Raw genomic sequence first — 18,447 nt, 5'->3', positions numbered from 1 at the left:
AAAACCCACCGTAAGGGTGGGGGATTAGATTTCAACGCCATCAGGTAAAGCGTCCTTTATGTCGTTATCTGAATAGCCTTTATCTCTCAGGTAATCTACTAAAGAACTGATTAGAACTAAGTAAGGATAGCCTGAATATCTCCTATCCTCATAAGGCTTTGAAATGGCGGTTAGTTGATGTAGTTGTATCTTTGTCTTAACCCCTTCAACCGTAAATACAATGTTAAACTTTTCAAGAACTCTAGCAGTTTGTTCAAGGGTAAGAGTATGAGATAGATTTTTTATAATCATTTAACCTCACCACCTTTTAAAAAGTTCTCTAGTTCTTCCTGAATAACCCTAATTGAACCTCCGATTTTAACGATTGGAATTTCTCCGTTCTTAGCAAGTGCATAGACTTTGCATTTTGATAGTTTCAGTATTTCAGCTACTTCATTAACAGTAAGTATTTTCATATAATCCACCTTCCAAGTTTTATTTGTTCAATATCAATATAAGAAAGAAATAAAAAAATCTAACAAAGAACGTAAAACAGAATATATTTGTCTAATTCTGATAAAATTAGACTGGTAAGTCTGTTGTACGTCATAAGAAAATATATTTTAGGCATTGGGGCAGGGCGAACGTAGGTGTTTTATAAAGAAAAATGAAGGTATCTAGGTATAAATGTTCGCAGATACTAACGGAGCAATTAAAGGTATTAGTAAAAAATAATAAAAGAGAAAAGGGACACCCATTTTAAAGGTTATAATTGCGGTAGGTAAGGGATGACGTACAGGATTAATTTGTGAAAATATGGTACGGAGGGGACAAGGGTTACGGTTCTTGCTTAGAACCTAAACAATTCATTCGGTAGTGGGTAGGGTTATAAAGATATTAGTGTTATCATGTCTGTTAGTGTTAGGATTAAAAAAGAGCGGTTCATATTTACCGCCCTAAAGATTAAGTAGTATAGTCACCATAATTCTTATTAGTTGTCTGTGAAATATACTCGACACATGTGGAAGTAGTGACGGAGTTGGTGTTGAAGGTGTAACCAAAAAATAAACTCTTCCGAAGGAAAATAGAAATTTCCGATTCGGAACCAATATCATCCCGGTTTTACCTCAATAGGAATCCGGGATTTTCTCTTCTCTTTTTCGATAGAAACTCAATACAAAATCTATAGTTTTTCCTTCTCCTTTTCTCCTCCATCCTTGCTGTAACAGGCTTTTTTCAATAGTTCATGCCTTTCTTATAACTATAGCTATCTTTTTTCCCTATTTTTTCTAAGAATTCGATTATCCAGCTAATTATATAGTTGTTATTAAAGGAATAAACTGGATTTTTAAGAGACTCCAGATTATTCGGTGTTTATTGGAAGAAGGAATATAAAGAAAGCGTGTATTAAAAACAGATTTTTCACTTTTTTTTGTGAGGATTGTTTAATGTAATATCTGAGTATATCTGAGCTAACTGTTCAGGTGTCTCTTTTGCTCCTCCGCTAACCCATCTTTCAAGCATATGCCACACTCCGGCAGAATTAAAAATAGTGTAATAATCCAAAAAGAGAGCATCAAATCCATCTAATATATTCGCTTTATATCTTCCATTTAAGCCAGGCATATACATATCAAGGTGTTGCAGAAGTATGATGAAAAGATTATTTCGTTGGAGTAAATGTAAAAAATGGATGTGTTCACTCCAAAAAGTAAAGTATTTTGTTGCCATTGTATAAGGAGTCAATGATTGATCATTCTCAAATTCCTTTTCGACCTGTTTCATCAACTCATTAATATATTCATATAGTACATCATCTTTCGAATCGAAATTTCGATAAAAAGTTTTACGAACTAAATCTGCTTTGTCTGTAATCTCTTTAATGGTAATTTTGTCATAAGCTTTCTCTTTCATTAGTTCTAATAGTGCATCAATAATCCACTTTCTTGAACGTATGGAAATGGGATTGTTGCTTTTATCTTTAACCACTAAATCTCCTTCTTTCTTAACAAATGACTCAAATTATCCTATTTGTATCACTTGTTCTAGATGTATTGACTCTCCCTTTCTTCAATTATTATAATTTATTTACCGAAGTGACACAAGTGTGTATAAGTAAACAAACGTGTCACTTATAGGTGAGAAGGAGGAGAGGGAAAATGACAGAAGGAAACAAAGGGGTCGTTCTCATAACAGGAGCTTCAGCAGGGATGGGTAAAGCAACAACTGAATTATTATTAGAGAAAGGCTATGTAGTTTATAGTGCGGCAAGACGAATAGAGAGAATGCTAGATTTGGAGGCGAAGGGAGCTAAATTAATTGCATTAGATGTTACAGATGAACAATCAATGGTTAATGGAATAAATCGGATTATGGAGGAACAAGGAAGAATTGATGTGTTGTTTAATAATGCAGGGTATGGTTCCTATGGGGCTGTAGAGGATGTGACTTTGGAGGAAGCTAGAAGACAATTTGAAGTGAATTTATTTGGATTAAGTCGATTAACTCAGTTAGTCTTACCACATATGCGAAGACAAAAGTCAGGGAAAATAATTAACAATTCTTCAACTGGAGGAAGAATTTATACTCCTCTAGGAGCATGGTATCATGCTACAAAGCACGCTCTCGAAGGATATTCAGATTGTCTACGTCTGGAGGTTGCTCCATTTGGTATTGATGTAGTTGTTATTCAACCAGGATCTATTAAAAGTGAATGGTCCAATATTATGTTGGAATATGTTCAAAAGACATCTGGCAAAGGAGCATATGCTAATATGACCAACGCTTATATTAAAATGGCGAGCAATATGATTAATCAAGCAAGCTCACCATATGTGATTGGAAAAATTGTTATGAAAGCAATTGAAGCAAAGAGGCCAAAAACTAGATATGCTGCAGGGCAATTTGCAAAGCCTATGCTATTTTTTAGAAGAGTTTTAACAGATCGAATGTTTGATCGTCTGCTGTATCTAATGTTAAGACAATCAGTATGATTAAATACAAGGAATGATATTTTAATATTAAATACTCTAAACAAAAGCCAACTGTTTTTCGAAGGAATGGTCGGTTGGCTTTTATACTTTAATTGTAAGTGCGAAGTTAGATGACGTGTATGGTAATACGATTGATAAAAAATTTGATATTAAACTTTTATCAGTAACTGAGGAAGCTAATTTTATAGCTAGTTTTATTGACCAAGAAACTGGAGAAGAATATTTGTATGATAGTGCAAAGTTACAGGCATCAATTTGGCCTGTAGTTGGTATTATCGTTTCTTTTATAGCAAAGCAAGGTCTTAAACAAGCTGTGAAAAAATGGACTAATAGCATTGTTACTTCTATGATTCACTCAGTCCCAGCTGTAGCAAAAGAAGCAGCTAAAGATTTAGGATATACTGAGGTAAAAAACCAGTATTCACATGGGGCTAAAAAATTTTATAATAAAAAAGGAAAACCTAAATATATTTCAATAGACCAAGATGGTCATAATGGTGGTGCTTGGAAGGGAGCCAGCTCTATAAAAAACTTAGGTTCAAAGAAAACACGTTCAGGAACCTACGACGTTGAATTAAAGAGAATAGGAGACTGATAAATTTTGGTGAAATTACAAGACTTTACTATTGATTTTGATTGTACTGGACAGACTCCTTTTTTCCAAGTCCATCAAGACAATAGAATACGTTTTATTATTGATAAGTTAACTATAGCTGACCTGAAATTAATTATTCATCAAGTCTTTAATGAGGGTAAAGACATTAATGCTATCTTTATTTCTGAATATATTTTCAATGGAAGACGTAAATCAGCCAAATCAAAAGTTGGTCAAGTTATTTATTTGAAAAATTGGAAAGAACACGTAGTATTAGAAGATGATACAAATGATGGAATCGTCTATGCTACTATAAAAAACGTTGATCCTGTAGATGTATATAACTATTGTTTAATTGCGAGAAAAGGACTATCAACAGCATATATCTCATTCTATTCCGATGAATACTTATTATATGTAAGCACTGATGTTATTGATATTATTTCAAATGAGGGTACTAACATTGCCAAGTTAAAAGATAACTATAAAAATCTTTATGATACTTTTCATGAAGGCAATGAAAATACTTATTGCTAATTAAACAAAGTAGCCCTGTACTGAAAAGAGCTATCCTTTAAGTGACTGACCCCCGCTATTGAGACAGGATCAAGATCAAAACATCTTTTAAGTAACCAATTGTCGGTATTCTACTATATAGCTGTCACTTTCCACTTCCCCAAGCTAAAAAGTTGGTATTTAAACGGCAAAGGATGCGGGAAGAGCAGGGGGCAGTTACGATATGTAATAAAATCAATACGAATCCAGGCTGGATCCAATACGGGTCCAGTCTTTTTCTTATGCTCAATATCTGTCCAATCCTTTGTCCGACAAGGGTTTCAGTCATTTTCCCAATCCGTAGGATTCCAATCTCTATTCAATGTGTTTTCTAACCGTAATACCGTAAGCCCAATTGCTACACTTCCAATCTTCTCCATTAAGGGAAGGCTTTATTATCAGAGGATAGTTAGTGTGGCTTTGAAATAAAGTTGAACTGTATATAAAAAGTCGCACCGTCTTGAAAAAGTTTATTCTTTTGCAAAAAAATGAGCTAAAAATTCTAATCCCTTTAATTGTTGCTAAATCACTTACTGTTTTTTTGAGGGTCTTTTAGTTTTTAGAAAATAAAAAAGACATCAAATAATTCATGGGAGTATAATGGTATGTATTAAAATAAGGAGTTTAAAAATGAATCTATACGAATTATTTCAAATGTGGGTAAATCATCCCAAAAAAGGTAGTGGTAGAAGAAATTTAGACAATACAGATGAACGTTGGAAAAAGGTATTACAAGATATTCGTAATTGGGAGAGCAGTGAAGATAAAAATGATAATGATTTTGCAAAATATCTACATTATACGGGGAAAATAAGAAGAGTTCATTTAGACCTATTTGATGGTATCGTTAAAAATACACTCCGATATTTTATCCCAGGTCTAACTGTTAACAGGATTGATAAGAGGCGAGTTAATTTTGATTATGAGTCATTTAATGAGTGTGTCGAAAAACTATTTGATGACAACAATATCCACATTCCATTCAGAAGAAAGTTTGACCATTTCTAGTGGTATGCGAATAGATAGAAGTGATGGCTTTATTGAAGGTTGTAGTTGTGGCGTATGACAATGAAATATTCAAAGATGAATTTGGAGGATATTTATTATGTTAGATATTAAGACTAATTATTTGAGTGAAATTGGTTGTGGGAAATTTACAGCTGACTCATTGTCAATAGTATTAGCTGATGTTGTTGCTGAGGAAAAATGGATAAGGAAAATTAATAAAGTGCCTTACGTTGACCCTGACTCAAAGTGTCTCAAATTATATCAGGACTTATCTACATATTATAATGGTCTTAAATTACCAAATGGAAACCACATTGAGATTGTTGAAGTAAAAGAGCGTAATAAAGGAAAGAGAAATAGTTTCTATGAACTAATAATTAACATTATTAAAGAAAAAAATGATGCCAAAACAATAATTGCTCAAATGGGATTGGGGTCAGATTACATCGGTCCATCAATATATTGGGCTTGTGAAGCTGGAATGACGGCAGAACATATAGGAATGTTTCTAGAAACAACTAGAACTTTTGGAGGGCATATTATTTGGCCTCGATGGATTGGAACACCAAAGCAAAATGGGGAATTTGGCTATCAATTCATAGGTGATTTTAAATCTATCAATATATTTAGAGGTGGAGAAAAAGGATTATATGATAGAATCGATCTTACCTTATTTGATTTGAAAGAGTGGTACTTAGGACAAACTTGCAAACTAAAATTTTCCTATGACAAAAACAAAATATGGTTAGAACAATTTGTCGATTTTGAAGGGTTTATTAATTTTTTTAAACTAAATAATTATGTGTGCGAAAAAGAGTATAAAATTAAAAATCTCTGTTCCTATCACGAAGGTGATAAGTTTAAATACTTGAGTCCTAACGATGTGTATCCGACATCAATTCCAAGAGAGGAAATAGCTTATAGCAAATTTGCTGATTCAAGCTTGTATTTAACCAAAATGAGAAATGTATTATTGAACATTCAATAAAAGACGTATAAACACTTTTAGAGAATTCGACAGGAAATGCTAAATCACTGGTAAGTGGTTACATGTCTTATCTTAGAAGATTTGCAGTTATTGGTTCAATAAGAAATCACAAAAGTAATGAGCTTTTACTTTAAGATAAGATTAAAAGGAGGATGAGATGCGAAAGGTTTATCTAGATAGAACAGAATTAACTGGAGCCATAAATGTAAATTTACCAGATACTGAGGTTATACCAGCAGGTACAACAATTTATCCTATGAGTGTTTATCATAAAAATGAGGAGTATCAAAAATATGCTAACAATTATGATATTCAATTTATCTTTGACAATGATATTCCACATTTAGAATTTTATACGGTTCCATATGTAGATATTATCGCAAGAGATGGTAAAGGCGGATTTATTGGAACTGTTGGTCAACAATGTGATTTGAAATGTGCTGCACCAATTTGCTATATCAATAGGCATTTAGAGTGTTGGATAATTTCTGAAAACGGAGAAGATTTTCTGAAAAATATAGGATCGTGGCAAGATAACTTGAAACCCTATGGAAAAATCACTGTTTATCGTTCGAAAGCATAAGCAGAAATGGAACTGGAATTTATCGATTTGTCTGCATTGTAGTCCATTAAAAATTCATATTTAACTAAGGGTACTTTTCTTTTAGAAGGAGATGTGCCCTTTTTGTTGAAATTATGTACTAGCAGAGCAGGGGACTTGTATAAGTATTGCTATTGTCCGCTTATAATTATCTTAATATTATATATATTTAAATAATTACTTGATATTCTTGGTACAATAAACGTAAATTGAAATATTTAGACCATTTGGTAGTTTTACTAATGATGAAAGTGTACGGAAGTTGTTGGAGGAAATAAAGAAGAATAATGTCCGTGATAGCACGACGATCTTATCATGGTATGTTGACATTAACGAATTAGGAAGTAAACCAAGCAATTGAGGTTATTTTACAAACGGGGGCATTCCTTAAAGAAGGAGAAATGCCCCTTTTACAGAAGGTATAGAACTAAAGGAGCATGATAGTTGAATAATGAGTGAACGAATTATAAGAAAAACTTATGTTTGATAATAATTATTATAATATTTACTTATTGATCCTTCGGTATAAAATTGGAGATAGAAGGTATTGCTAATGAATTCGATGCTAATGTAATTAAACCTTCCTAATGAAATGGTCTGAAGTTGAAATGGGGGATTTTAGTGGGGATTGATTTTCATAATGAGAAAAATCGTAATACTTATTCAACTCGAAAAGCAGATATTTCGTGGGTTAATGCTATAAAGGGCTTGGTACAGTTCAACAATATCTCCAAGGCGTTGGATATAGGATGTGGTGGTGGAATTTATTCTAAGGCACTATCTGATATGGGAGCGATTTCTGTTACTGGAGTCGATTTTTCCGAAGAAATACTTAAAGGTGCAAGAGAATACTGTAAAGAGTATCAAAACATAGTATTTGAGCAAGGTGATGCCCTCCATACGGGCTTAAAAAGTAACGATTACAATTTACTTCTTGAAAGAGCATTGATACATCATATATATGATTTACAAAAATGCATTGAAGAGTCATATAGACTGTTGAAGGACAATGGCATTTATATTATTCAAGACCGTACACCTGAAGATTGCCTATTAAAAGGTAATGAAAGTAATATTAGAGGATATTTCTTTGAACTATATCCACAATTAATTGAGAAAGAGACTAAACGCAGATACACCAGCCAATTTGTATTAAATACTCTAAAGCAAGTTGGATTTAGAGAACTACAGGAAGTTCAGTTGTGGGAAACAAGAAAAGTCTATAAGAATAAAGAGCAATTACTAAAGGACTTGAGTGAAAGAACAGGGAGAAGTATTTTACACGAATTAGACGATAAGGAATTAAACTTATTAATTAATTATATAGATGAATCAATTTCAACTGAAAATAACTTAATTGAAAAAGATAGATGAACAATTTGGAAAGCAGTAAAATAACAGCGTGAATTGATAAGTTTGCGAAAAAATGTACTTACACGAACGGGTACGTTTGTAAGGTAAGGCAGTCGCTATTTCACTAACGCCCGTTAGGTGAAGAAGAAGTTCCATTTCTAGGGGGAAACTTAATACCGGGGAGGAAGATTATATATGATTATAAAGAAATCACCTAATGAGATTTTTCTAGAGCTAAAAGAAGCAACCGAGTTTATGTTTGGTTTACATTTGGATTCCCCAATTCAAAACAATCTAGGATTCTTAAATTTAAAATGGAAAGTTCAATCGGAACAGGGTCCATTATTAATTAAGCAGCTAAGTAAAGAAAGGTATACATCAAGTAACTATATATTAGAACAGGATATTGCCATACATGAACAGTTAAGACAGTACAAAAATGGAACACTTTGCCCTAAAGTATTAAAATACAAAGATAATGTCATACATAAAAGCTCAAGCGGAGAAAGATTTATTATTATGGAATATGTAGATGGTGAGAATCTTCGACCGGGTACATTAAATGTGAAACAGATGTATAGTCTAGGCAAAATGACTGGTCATATGCACAATGTTTCCAATGATGGTACTTACAAAAATGATAGCATACCAAAATTTATTCCTCCGAGTGTTGAACAACGCATGGACTATTGGAAATCTTTATATAATACTGTTGAAAAAAATGATATGTTTGCCGAGTTGGTAGAAATTCAAATCAAAGCAACTAAACAATTTAACTTATATATGATAAATTCAAGTGTTACAGGTTGGTCGCACCGTGATGTATGGGTTGACAATATTCTATTTATTGGTGATCAGTTATCATCGATTCTTGATTTCGATCGTTTTGCTTTTGATTATCCTGAATTAGATATTGCAAGAGCAATAATGTCAGGGGCATTCAATGGAAGTACTTTAAATTCAAATAGTGCTAAAGCTTTTTTAGAAGGCTATAGATCATCGAGAAACCTTGAAAAAGGGGTATTTGCTCGTTCTCTTTATTTATTGTGGTATTTAGAAAGTACTTGGTGGATACATCCTAAACTCAGTCTTGAAAGATACCAAGTAGTACAATTCCAAAATGAAATGATTTGGTTAGCAAAAAATCTTCCTGAGTTAAAAACGATGTATGGATCTTGGTAAAGATTGCGGGGAGATAAATAGTGGGAATTGGATATCAATCATAACTGATTATCAATTTTTTACTAAACAAACCGTAGCTATTCTTCAATAAAGAGAATGGCTTATTCTTATTGAAGTAAAGGTTAGTTTAACGAGAAGTAACATCAGATTATACGGATTTACAACACTAAATTAAGAAATATTACCAAACACCGCTTTGGTAACTTTTTGATTTTCACTTAATATAAAATGATATTGGGAGGTATTTATTTGATATATAGTCCAAAATGGAGTAAAGCTAAAAAACAATTGAAAAGCTTCACTTGCGAATCTTTGAGCTCGAGAGTCGACTTTCAGGTCATTAATTATAGACGTGCGCACGACCAGTTAGGTAGAGCCGTCATTACTGTAGATAAGGTAGAAAAGTTAAATATGTGCACAATCACAGCAGAGAGAGAAGAATATTACAGAGAAAGAGCTATACGAAAACAATTAGACAATTTCAACTTTGATGACGTATTTCATAATCGTGACATTCAAGATGAAGCACATCAAATGCTGAAAAGTGAGGCGATTTATGGACAATATGATTTCTTTTTTGCTTTAGAGCAATATTTCAATGCTTCTGTACAAGATAGTCTACAGTCATCTGATATTTTAATTAAAATATTGTGTCTTTTGGACCGTCGTATTGGGAAGCGAACGTTAATGAAAATGAATGACACCATTGCAAGTGAACATCCATTAGTCCAATACTTCTTTAAACTACGTTGTGAAGCGGAAAATGTAAGAGTCTTCATTTAAAACGATTTAATAATGGATAAACATACATCACTTTTAAAATAACGTTCCAAATAAAAGTTTGGATTACATATAACCTCTTAGAATCTTGATTTAACAGTGTTCTAGGAGGTTTCTCTTTGTTTAACATTAAACAGCTTTGTATGAAAAGTCGTTTGAAGACGGATACCAGCAGACTTACTTTATGTTTCACTCTCAGAGTTGTGAACTTATATTGGATTGTGACGATTTCGACTCATATACAAAATTTACAAAAGAAGCGGTTTAGTTTAGAGTGAGATACATTATACTTAAACAAACGGGTAGCTTTAACAAAAATAAGGGTTTCAATTTGATAGCTCCTATTTATGTAGGAATAGGATACTTTAAAAAGAAATTTTAATAAGGGAGAGTGAGAAAATAAGGGCTATCCTTTACGGGATAAGCCTTTTTTGTATTGTGAGGACTCGGAAAACTATATTATGATTGACAAATAAATAGCAGTTTCTAGTATCGATTAGAGTTTGTTGACGTTGTTCTCGAAAATTCCACAAACGAGATGCGATTTATCCTATGATTTACAGCAAAGTTCTTGCTGAGGTGGGCCTAAATATATATTTAAATTCCCTCTTGATTCGCACACCGTGTAACAGTTTATACTTAATAATAAGGAAACTGAAAGGGAGAAAATCATGGAATTAAAAACGATAAGACAAGTTTCATTGGATTACGGTATTTCGAGAAGAATGTTGTGTTACTATGAAGAAATTGGATTGATAAAAAGCAGTCGCAAAGATGATTATGCGTACAGGGTTTATGACGAAATTGCGATACAAAGGCTCCAACAAATTATCATCTTGCGTAAGCTGCAAATTCCAGTCAAGAAGATTAAAGATATTCTCAATAATCAAAATGCAGTGGCGATTATCGAGATATTCAACCAGAAGATAAGCGAACTTGATGAGGAAATAACAGCTATCTCCACTCTCAAATCGATATTGGTGCGCTTTGTCGATGAGTTGCAGGAGAAAGCGGACGTATCATTGAAACTTGAATTATTAAACGACAAAACCATGCTAGCCATTGTAAGTACTCTTTCATTTTCCCAAAATAAAATCAAGAAGAACGTCTCGATAGAAGAATTAAACAAGGCAAATGAAAGTGTAAACAAACTGGCGGACAAAGATGTGAGGATTGTATATCTGCCACCCATGACTGTGGCTGCTGCTTATGCAACGGGAGAAGGCTGTGAAGGTAAAGCGATTGACATAATAACACATTTTGTAAGAGAAAGCGGATTGCTAAAAATCAAACCCGATGCCAGAAGTTTTGGTTTTGACTGCTCTAAGGGGGCAGCAGTAATCGGAGAACCATCGCATGTATATGAGGTATGGGTATCCATTCCAGACGACTTAGAAATACCTGCACCTCTAGTAAAACGAAATTTTGACGGTGGGTTATATGCCGCACATGTGTTGAGGGCGTGGGACTTCCAGGACTGGAGTTTATTAAAAGAATGGGTTAACGCAAGCGATAAATATGATAATGACTGGGGTTCCCCACGCTGGCTATCCCCGGAAACGGTTGCTGGGCAAGGATTTGAAGAGACGTTGAATTTTTATAATTTTATACAAAAAGGCGGTAAAATGGTAGATTTACAGCTAGATTTATTGTTTCCAATTAAGGAGAAGGCTTAAGAATAAATTCAAAGGTAACGCAGATTACCTATTACAAAGAAAGAGGTGCCTAATGGAAGATATTAAAATCGACTCATCATTATCATTTGGGGGTTATAAGTGGCGTGTGCTTGATATACAAAACAATACTGCTTTGATTATAACCGAAGAAATTATAGATCAACGCCCTTACCATGATGCTTATAAAGATATTACATGGGCTGGATGTGCAATAAGAAAATATCTTAATGGTGAATTTTATGATAAATTCAGCGCAACTGATAAATCAAGAATAATTCCAGTAATTAATAAAAATCCTGATAATCAGTGGTATGGTTCAAAGGGTGGAGTAGATACGAGGGACAGCGTATTTTTATTAAGCCTTGAGGAAGTGTGCAAATATTTCGGTGATAGTCGTTCGAAACTGCAAAACCGAGGGAAAAACCAAAGATATTGGTTTGAAAGAAAAGATGAAAACAATCGTAAACGATTAGCAAGACTTCAGGGAAAAGAATGGTGTTGGTGGTGGTGGCTTAGATCGCCCGGTCGCGTCAATGTAAAAGCTGTCTATATCTTCGGGACTGACGGTAATATAGGTATCCAAGGAAACAATATATTAAAAGGCAATATCAGTGATGGTAAATGTACAGGCGGCGTTCGTCCTGCTTTGTGGCTAAAGTTAGAATAAAGCCAATAATATAATTTTCTATGTATCTCCCCATCTAATAGCTATTTCTTTGGAAAACTACCAATCAAAAAACGAGATAGTTAGTATTTCGTTAAGCGAATTTCCAAAAAATTTATTAGTAAAAAGGTAAAAGAAATGGTGGTCTTTTTTATGCTTCTTGTTATGATCGGAGTGAAGAATAAACTGTGTAGCTATGGAATAAATAGGCTTCCTTCTCTACACAGTTTTTTTTATAGATTTTTAAATTCTCTTTTTTATAAAATGTGAGAGAAATAAAATATGAGCAAATTAGCATTAGAAGGAGTGGGACCATTAACATCAACAGTATTTCCAAATCCGCTCTATTATTGAAAATATTGATTATAGATGGATTCAAAGTCGTGTCATTATTTTTGGATGAATAGTTAATTAGTCCAGAACCACCAACAATTAAAACAAAGAATAGGATGAAGTTTGCCATTTTTGCTTTCATATATCCGTACTTGAAAATCAAGGGATAAGAAATTGAGCGAAATACTGTAATAGATATGATGGCTATTAGTATTCCTTACTTTTTTCTAGATGCTAGAATACGAAGCTTCCCCCTTGTACAAAACGATAATCAAAAAGGCTTTGTTACATTTAGACTCGCTCATCAAATCTCATGTATACTAAAGTTATTAAATTCTTTTGCTAGGAGATTTTTGATGAAAATAGATTGCTTGATTGTGGATGATGAATTAGCTTTAGCTGAAACAACGTGTGAATATTTTAATATGTTTGAAGTCAAAACAGCGTTTGTGACAGGTGCGGAGGAGTGCGAACAATTTTTGGAAGAGCATGAACCTTCGTTGATACTTCTTGATATAAATCTAGGGAATTCCTCTGGATTCGATTTATGTAAAAAATTGCGTCAATCAACGCAAATTCCGATCCTATTCATTAGCGCACGTTCTAGTGATGATGATATTCTCATTGCTTTAAACATAGGTGGAGACGATTATATTCAAAAGCCATACACACTGAGTATCTTACTAGCAAAGGTAAAAGCGGTGCTCAAAAGATTCGGTAATCATTCTAGTAATCAACAAGAAGGTTTAGCGTTTGGACAGATTCAAATTGATACAAAGCTACAGCGTGTACGGGTAAATGGTGTTGTTATGCAACTAAAATCGATGGAATATAAACTACTATGCTATTTAACGAAAAATAAAAATCGAATCATTACAAAAGATGAATTGTTTCAACATGTTTGGGGTGATTCATTTGTAGGGGATGGAACTCTAAATGTACATATCCGTCATTTACGTGAGAAAATCGAAAAGGATCCGAAAAATCCCCAATTTATAAAAACAATATGGGGAACAGGATATGTTCTTGAGGATCTGAACGAATGAATATAAAACGATTAATTGCAACGATTCTCCTCTTATGTGGTACTGGTATTGTACTATCCGCAATCATTATTAAAGATAAAAATCTGTCCGAAGTGGACATTGTAGCCATTAATGATGTCGTTAAAACGGTCGAAAAAAACTGGGGGAGAGTGAGTGAAGAAACGTTTGACAATCACAACATAAAGTACCTTTTTACCATTGTAGATAACTCAGGAAATATCATTTACCAAACACCGGGGATTGAGTATAGTAGTATTCATGATTCCATAATAAATAGAGATACATTTATAGATGTGAAAAAAAATAACGAGATTGTAGGAAAAGTGATTATTCCTAATAATGAACAAGAAATTGTGCACGAAATGAAACATGAACTGATTATATTTATCAGTTTGATATTTGGAATATTCATGATCATCAGTTTTCTTTATATACTCTACATTTATAGAACGTTATTGAAACCATTTCAACAACTGCAAAATTTTGCAGCGAATGTAGCGAGGGGAAATCTAGATATCCCTTTAAATATGGACAAGAATAACTACTTTGGCGCATTCACGGAAAGTTTTGATTTATTGCGTGTAGAACTTGAAGCATCACGACAAAGAGAGTATGAATCGAATCGCAGTAAAAAAGAACTTGTTGCCACATTAAGTCATGATATTAAGACACCTGTTGCTTCCATTAAAGCAGTTAGTGAGTTAATGCTCATGCAAGCACGAGATGATAAGGTAATTAAGCAAGTGAATGTTCTTTATTCTAAGGCCGAGCAAATTGACTTTCTTGTAACCAATATGTTTCACGCCACCTTAGAAGAGCTGCAACAGTTAAAATTAACAGTAACTGAAGTGTTGAGCGATGTCCTAGTTGAGCTGATTGAGAATGTGAATGATGATCATCAAATTGACTATGAGCCGATTCCGCAATGTATTATTTTGATCGACCAGGTACGTATGCAGCAAGTAATCGACAATATTGTCAGCAATTCATATAAATATGCAGGTACAAAGGTCATGATTACGTCAGAAATTAATCAAGGTTATCTAGTACTCCAATTTAAAGACTTCGGATTAGGAACGAATGAAGATGAATTACCATTATTGTTCAATAAATATTATCGTGGGCAAAACGTAGAAGGAAAAAATGGTTCTGGCCTTGGTCTATATATTTCAAAGTACTTTATGGAAAATATGGATGGTCAAATTAGCTGTTACAACCGAGAGGATGGATTTACAGTAGAATTGAAAATCAAACTTGCTTAAATTTAAGAATTAGTTAAGAATTGCACAAAGATTTAATAAGAACTGATCTTGTATGATAAGACTGTAATCCTAGATTACAGTCTTTTTTCTACGCTATTTGTAAAATTGATTTTTCCTATGAGCTACTAATATTGAAATACTAAGACTTCCTATCGCTTAAAAATAGGAACATAAAAATAAAGGGAGATGCTCTAAAATCATGACAAGAACAATTATTAGAACGGAGAAGCTTTGTAAAACCTTTTCAAGTGGTGGTATACAACAGCATGTTTTAAAGAACCTAGATCTTAGTTTAGTAGAGGGTGATTTTACCGTTATAATGGGTAGTTCCGGATCAGGGAAATCTACTTTGCTTTACGCGATTAGTGGGATGGATAAACCGACATTAGGAGAAATTCATTTTGCAGGAAAAAATGTGGCCGCATTAAATAATGATCAACTAGCCATATTTAGAAGAAATCATTGTGGATTTGTATTTCAACAAATCTATTTACTCGACAATATGAGTGTATTGGATAATGTGTTGGCAAGTGGTTTGTTGGTCAATAAAAATAAGAAAGAGCTTGTTAAAACAACGAAAGAACGATTAAAACAGGTAGGGATTGATGAAAACTCATGGTCCAAATTCCCAACTCAATTATCTGGTGGTGAAGCTCAGAGAGTTGGGATTGTGAGGGCCATCATTAACAACCCGAAGGTTTTATTCGCAGATGAACCAACTGGGGCATTAAATTCTTCATCTAGTGATCGTGTTTTAGATGTACTCACGAATGTAAATCAAAATGGACAAAGTGTTGTCTTAGTAACCCACGATATGAAAACAGCATTGCGAGGAAATCGAATTTTATACTTGAGAGATGGTGTGATTTGCGGTGATTTGCAACTAGACGCATATCGTGAGAAAGAAAATCTCACTCGTTACGAAAAGCTTAAACACTTCCTTGCAGAAATGGGGTGGTGACGTGAAGGTGATCAATCTAGCTATGGCAAATATTAGAAAAAGCAAATCTGCTACGGCCTCTTTATTTATTTTTATTGTCGTTGCTGCCTTACTTCTTAATATTGGCCTAATGGTCATTACTCAGTTGAGTCCATTTTTTGATAATAAAGTAGAACAATTAAAAGATCCCCATGTATCGATAATGATCGATCAAGCTAGTTATAATTCCTCTTATGAAGATTATTTTATGAACTACTCAGGGGTAACAGAGACAGAAATAGAAGAGATTGTCATCATGGACTTAGCTAAATTTAATTTTAATCATAGTAAATTAACGAGCAGTGTTGCTCTTTTTAACGCAGACAGTGAGCGTATGATCGGACCATTAGAGTTAATTGAAAAGCTAAATCAACCAAGCGACCATGATATTTATGTGCCTTATAGTTTTAAAACAAATGGGGGATATAAGTTAGGTGATCACTTCACTATCACCTATCATGATACGGACTTTCAATATCGAATTGCTGGATTTTTAGAAACAACAGTTATGGGAACAACGAGTATCGGAGTTATGAAATTTATGCTTCCAGAGACGTCATTTCAAACATTAACAGAAAAAGTAAGTGAACAGGCAAATGGAATGGCAATATCTGTTTTAATGGAAGATAAAACTCAATCCTCACAATTATTAAATGATTTTACGAAGAAATTTCCACAATCGGTTATTGGGGAAACGACTTCATATATTATGGGATTAGATATTGAATTAGTGAAAAATGTGAACACCTTAACGATTAACATCATCGCTACTATTCTCGTAGCATTTGCAGCTATTATTGTGCTCATATCTCTAATTGTGATTAGATTCCGTGTTTCAAATAGCATAGAAGATGGCATGGAAAATATAGGAGTACTAAAGGCAATTGGTTATACAAGTTGGCAAATTCTCTCGTCGATTATTTTGCAGTTCATCGTCATTGTTCTTTGTGCTAGTACGGTAGGGATTATCTTATCTTATGTGTTCATGCCTTACATTGGAGGTGTTATTTCTTCCTTATCTGGCTTAGTATGGATTCAAAAATTTGACATTTTCATCAATGTCATAAGCACTTCCTTTGTAATTTTCTGCGTAGTGATGGTTACATTATTATCAGCTTTTCGAATTCGTAAGATTCTACCTGTTGCGGCACTTCGTGGAGGGATTCAAACGCATAGTTTTCGTAAAAATTATTTTCCATTGGATAAAGTCAAAAGAGGTTTACATTCCTTACTTGCTATGAAAGCAATGGTGGTAAATGCAAAACAAAACATGATGATTCTTATAATTGTTAGTGCACTAACGTTTGCAGCAATCTTTTCAACCGTATTGTATTACAACATTGCTTCAGACAAAACTGCATTTGTTAACCTTTTCGGAGCAGAGCCAGGAAATGTGATGATCGTTGTTAAATCAGATGCTGATACAAAAGAACTCATGGATAATATTGAACAAATGGAGCATGTGAGGAAAGTAACGATATTCGACTTAATGACTACAACGATTGATGACCAGACTGTATATACAAATGTTACGGAGCGGTATGACCAATTAGAAAATAATATTGTTTATGAAGGACGGCAACCAGTGCACGAAAATGAAATATCTATTTCATGGGTGGTGTCAAACCAAATAAATAAAGGAATTGGAGATTTGGTTGAAGTTGAATATGGGGCAAAAGCGAAAAGTTATTTGGTAACAGGTCTTAGTCAATCGATTAGTAATTTAGGACAGGTAGCTGCAGTAACGATGAAAGGGATGCAGCAGTTGCAATCAGATTATAAGGGAACATCACTTTATGTATATCTCGATGACATTTCGAACAAAGACTTTATCAAAATGCTTCAGGGGCAGTATGGGGATCATATAGCTGAGACATTGGATCTCGATGATAATATAGAGAGCCAAACTGGCATGTATACAGCAGCAGTGTTTGCGGTAATGTTGCTAGTTTTAGCGATAACGGTTTTAGTGGTTGTGATGATTTTGTATTTAGTGATCAAAACGATGATGATCAAGCGAAAAAAAGAGTTTGGTGTAATGAAAGCAATAGGCTATTCAACGATTCAATTGATGAATCAAATTTCAATCAGTTTTCTCCCTGTGATTATGACTGCAGTTACAATTGGAGGTGTACTCGGTTATTTTTTCACGAATCCGATGTTATCCGTATTATTATCAAGTGCAGGGGTAAAACGTTTGGATTTTATGATTCCGTTCCCGGTAGTTCTCATGCCATGTGTTGGTATTCTGGTTTTAGCCTATATTGTTTCTATGCTTGTCTCGCAAAGAATTAAGAATATTTCCGCTTATGGGTTGATTACAGAATAGAATATAAAGCATCATTTTTTTAGGCAGATCATTTGCATTAACAAAACAAATTTTTGTACACTGTAAACTTGAATTAAAGATATTTGAATTTGAGAAGTATGTTTTTAGTTCAAAACAAACTAGA

At 33.7% G+C, this 18,447-nt stretch carries 18 protein-coding genes and 1 pseudogene; 15 read left to right on the top strand and 4 right to left on the bottom strand.

Annotated elements, in window-relative coordinates:
• Positions 1 to 24: 24 nt before the first annotated feature.
• From BMSHG_RS14850 to BMSHG_RS26290, 3 genes are all read right to left on the bottom strand, one after another.
• Positions 25 to 291, bottom strand: coding sequence for a hypothetical protein (locus BMSHG_RS14850; RefSeq protein WP_019155238.1), 267 nt, complete (start codon positions 289 to 291; stop codon positions 25 to 27).
• Positions 288 to 455, bottom strand: coding sequence for a helix-turn-helix domain-containing protein (locus tag BMSHG_RS14845; RefSeq protein WP_019155237.1), 168 nt, complete (start codon positions 453 to 455; stop codon positions 288 to 290). The genes BMSHG_RS14850 and BMSHG_RS14845 overlap by 4 nt, the downstream gene beginning before the upstream one ends.
• Positions 456 to 1,401: 946 nt before the next feature.
• The gene (locus BMSHG_RS26290; protein WP_019155236.1) at positions 1,402 to 1,968 is read right to left on the bottom strand and encodes a TetR/AcrR family transcriptional regulator; all 567 of its coding nucleotides are present in this window, start codon (positions 1,966 to 1,968) and stop codon (positions 1,402 to 1,404) included.
• 170 nt (positions 1,969 to 2,138) lie between these two features.
• Here BMSHG_RS26290 and BMSHG_RS14835 point away from each other — a divergent pair, with 170 nt between their 5' ends.
• The 11 genes and pseudogenes from BMSHG_RS14835 (at position 2,139) to BMSHG_RS14785 (ending at position 12,377) form a co-directional block, all read left to right on the top strand.
• Positions 2,139 to 2,972 carry an oxidoreductase gene (locus BMSHG_RS14835; protein WP_019155235.1) on the top strand — a complete coding sequence of 278 codons (834 nt, stop codon included), beginning with the start codon at positions 2,139 to 2,141 and terminating at the stop codon, positions 2,970 to 2,972.
• 85 nt (positions 2,973 to 3,057) lie between these two features.
• Positions 3,058 to 3,567, top strand: a pseudogene (locus tag BMSHG_RS28885) (SAR2788 family putative toxin); the annotation flags it as partial.
• Between the two features lie 9 nt (positions 3,568 to 3,576).
• Positions 3,577 to 4,104, top strand: a complete 528-nt coding sequence (locus tag BMSHG_RS14825) for a hypothetical protein (RefSeq protein ID WP_392397254.1) — start codon at positions 3,577 to 3,579, stop codon at positions 4,102 to 4,104.
• Between the two features lie 648 nt (positions 4,105 to 4,752).
• Complete coding sequence (locus BMSHG_RS28825; protein WP_019155232.1) at positions 4,753 to 5,130, top strand: hypothetical protein; 378 nt, start codon at positions 4,753 to 4,755, stop codon at positions 5,128 to 5,130.
• Between the two features lie 97 nt (positions 5,131 to 5,227).
• Positions 5,228 to 6,118, top strand: coding sequence for a DUF6994 family protein (locus BMSHG_RS14815; protein ID WP_019155231.1), 891 nt, complete (start codon positions 5,228 to 5,230; stop codon positions 6,116 to 6,118).
• Positions 6,119 to 6,275: 157 nt separating this feature from the next.
• On the top strand, positions 6,276 to 6,701 hold the full coding sequence (locus BMSHG_RS14810) for a hypothetical protein (protein ID WP_019155230.1): 426 nt from the start codon (positions 6,276 to 6,278) through the stop codon (positions 6,699 to 6,701).
• Positions 6,702 to 7,340: 639 nt separating this feature from the next.
• Positions 7,341 to 8,093 (top strand): class I SAM-dependent methyltransferase, encoded by a 753-nt coding sequence (locus tag BMSHG_RS14805; RefSeq protein WP_019155229.1) that lies wholly within the window; start codon positions 7,341 to 7,343, stop codon positions 8,091 to 8,093.
• A 174-nt stretch (positions 8,094 to 8,267) separates the two neighbouring features.
• Complete coding sequence (locus tag BMSHG_RS14800; protein ID WP_019155228.1) at positions 8,268 to 9,254, top strand: phosphotransferase; 987 nt, start codon at positions 8,268 to 8,270, stop codon at positions 9,252 to 9,254.
• Between the two features lie 249 nt (positions 9,255 to 9,503).
• Positions 9,504 to 10,037, top strand: a complete 534-nt coding sequence (locus BMSHG_RS14795) for an SF0329 family protein (protein WP_019155227.1) — start codon at positions 9,504 to 9,506, stop codon at positions 10,035 to 10,037.
• 668 nt (positions 10,038 to 10,705) lie between these two features.
• Positions 10,706 to 11,710, top strand: a complete 1,005-nt coding sequence (locus BMSHG_RS14790; protein ID WP_019155226.1) for a MerR family transcriptional regulator — start codon at positions 10,706 to 10,708, stop codon at positions 11,708 to 11,710.
• Between the two features lie 52 nt (positions 11,711 to 11,762).
• A complete protein-coding gene (locus BMSHG_RS14785; RefSeq protein WP_019155225.1) occupies positions 11,763 to 12,377 on the top strand; it encodes a DUF6273 domain-containing protein in 615 nt (204 codons plus the stop codon).
• A gap of 160 nt (positions 12,378 to 12,537) precedes the next feature.
• Here BMSHG_RS14785 and BMSHG_RS29465 read toward each other — a convergent pair whose 3' ends face one another.
• Entirely contained in the window at positions 12,538 to 12,870 is a 333-nt protein-coding gene (locus BMSHG_RS29465) for an ABC-2 transporter permease (protein ID WP_392397252.1), read from the bottom strand.
• Between the two features lie 193 nt (positions 12,871 to 13,063).
• On the opposite strand from BMSHG_RS29465, the gene BMSHG_RS14780 reads away from it, so the two are divergent.
• From BMSHG_RS14780 to BMSHG_RS14765, 4 genes are all read left to right on the top strand, one after another.
• The gene (locus BMSHG_RS14780; protein ID WP_019155224.1) at positions 13,064 to 13,753 is read left to right on the top strand and encodes a response regulator transcription factor; all 690 of its coding nucleotides are present in this window, start codon (positions 13,064 to 13,066) and stop codon (positions 13,751 to 13,753) included.
• Entirely contained in the window at positions 13,750 to 15,015 is a 1,266-nt protein-coding gene (locus BMSHG_RS14775; protein WP_019155223.1) for a HAMP domain-containing sensor histidine kinase, read from the top strand. Before BMSHG_RS14780 ends, BMSHG_RS14775 begins: the two co-directional genes overlap by 4 nt.
• A gap of 199 nt (positions 15,016 to 15,214) precedes the next feature.
• Positions 15,215 to 15,976, top strand: a complete 762-nt coding sequence (locus BMSHG_RS14770; protein WP_019155222.1) for an ABC transporter ATP-binding protein — start codon at positions 15,215 to 15,217, stop codon at positions 15,974 to 15,976.
• Position 15,977: 1 nt separating this feature from the next.
• Positions 15,978 to 18,323, top strand: coding sequence for an ABC transporter permease (locus tag BMSHG_RS14765; RefSeq protein WP_148346945.1), 2,346 nt, complete (start codon positions 15,978 to 15,980; stop codon positions 18,321 to 18,323).
• The last annotated feature ends 124 nt before the right edge of the window (positions 18,324 to 18,447 follow it).

The organism is Robertmurraya massiliosenegalensis JC6 (assembly GCF_000311725.1).
In the GTDB taxonomy this organism is placed as follows: Bacteria; Bacillota; Bacilli; order Bacillales; family Cytobacillaceae; genus Robertmurraya; species Robertmurraya massiliosenegalensis.
This window is presented reverse-complemented; position numbering and strand designations above follow the sequence as displayed.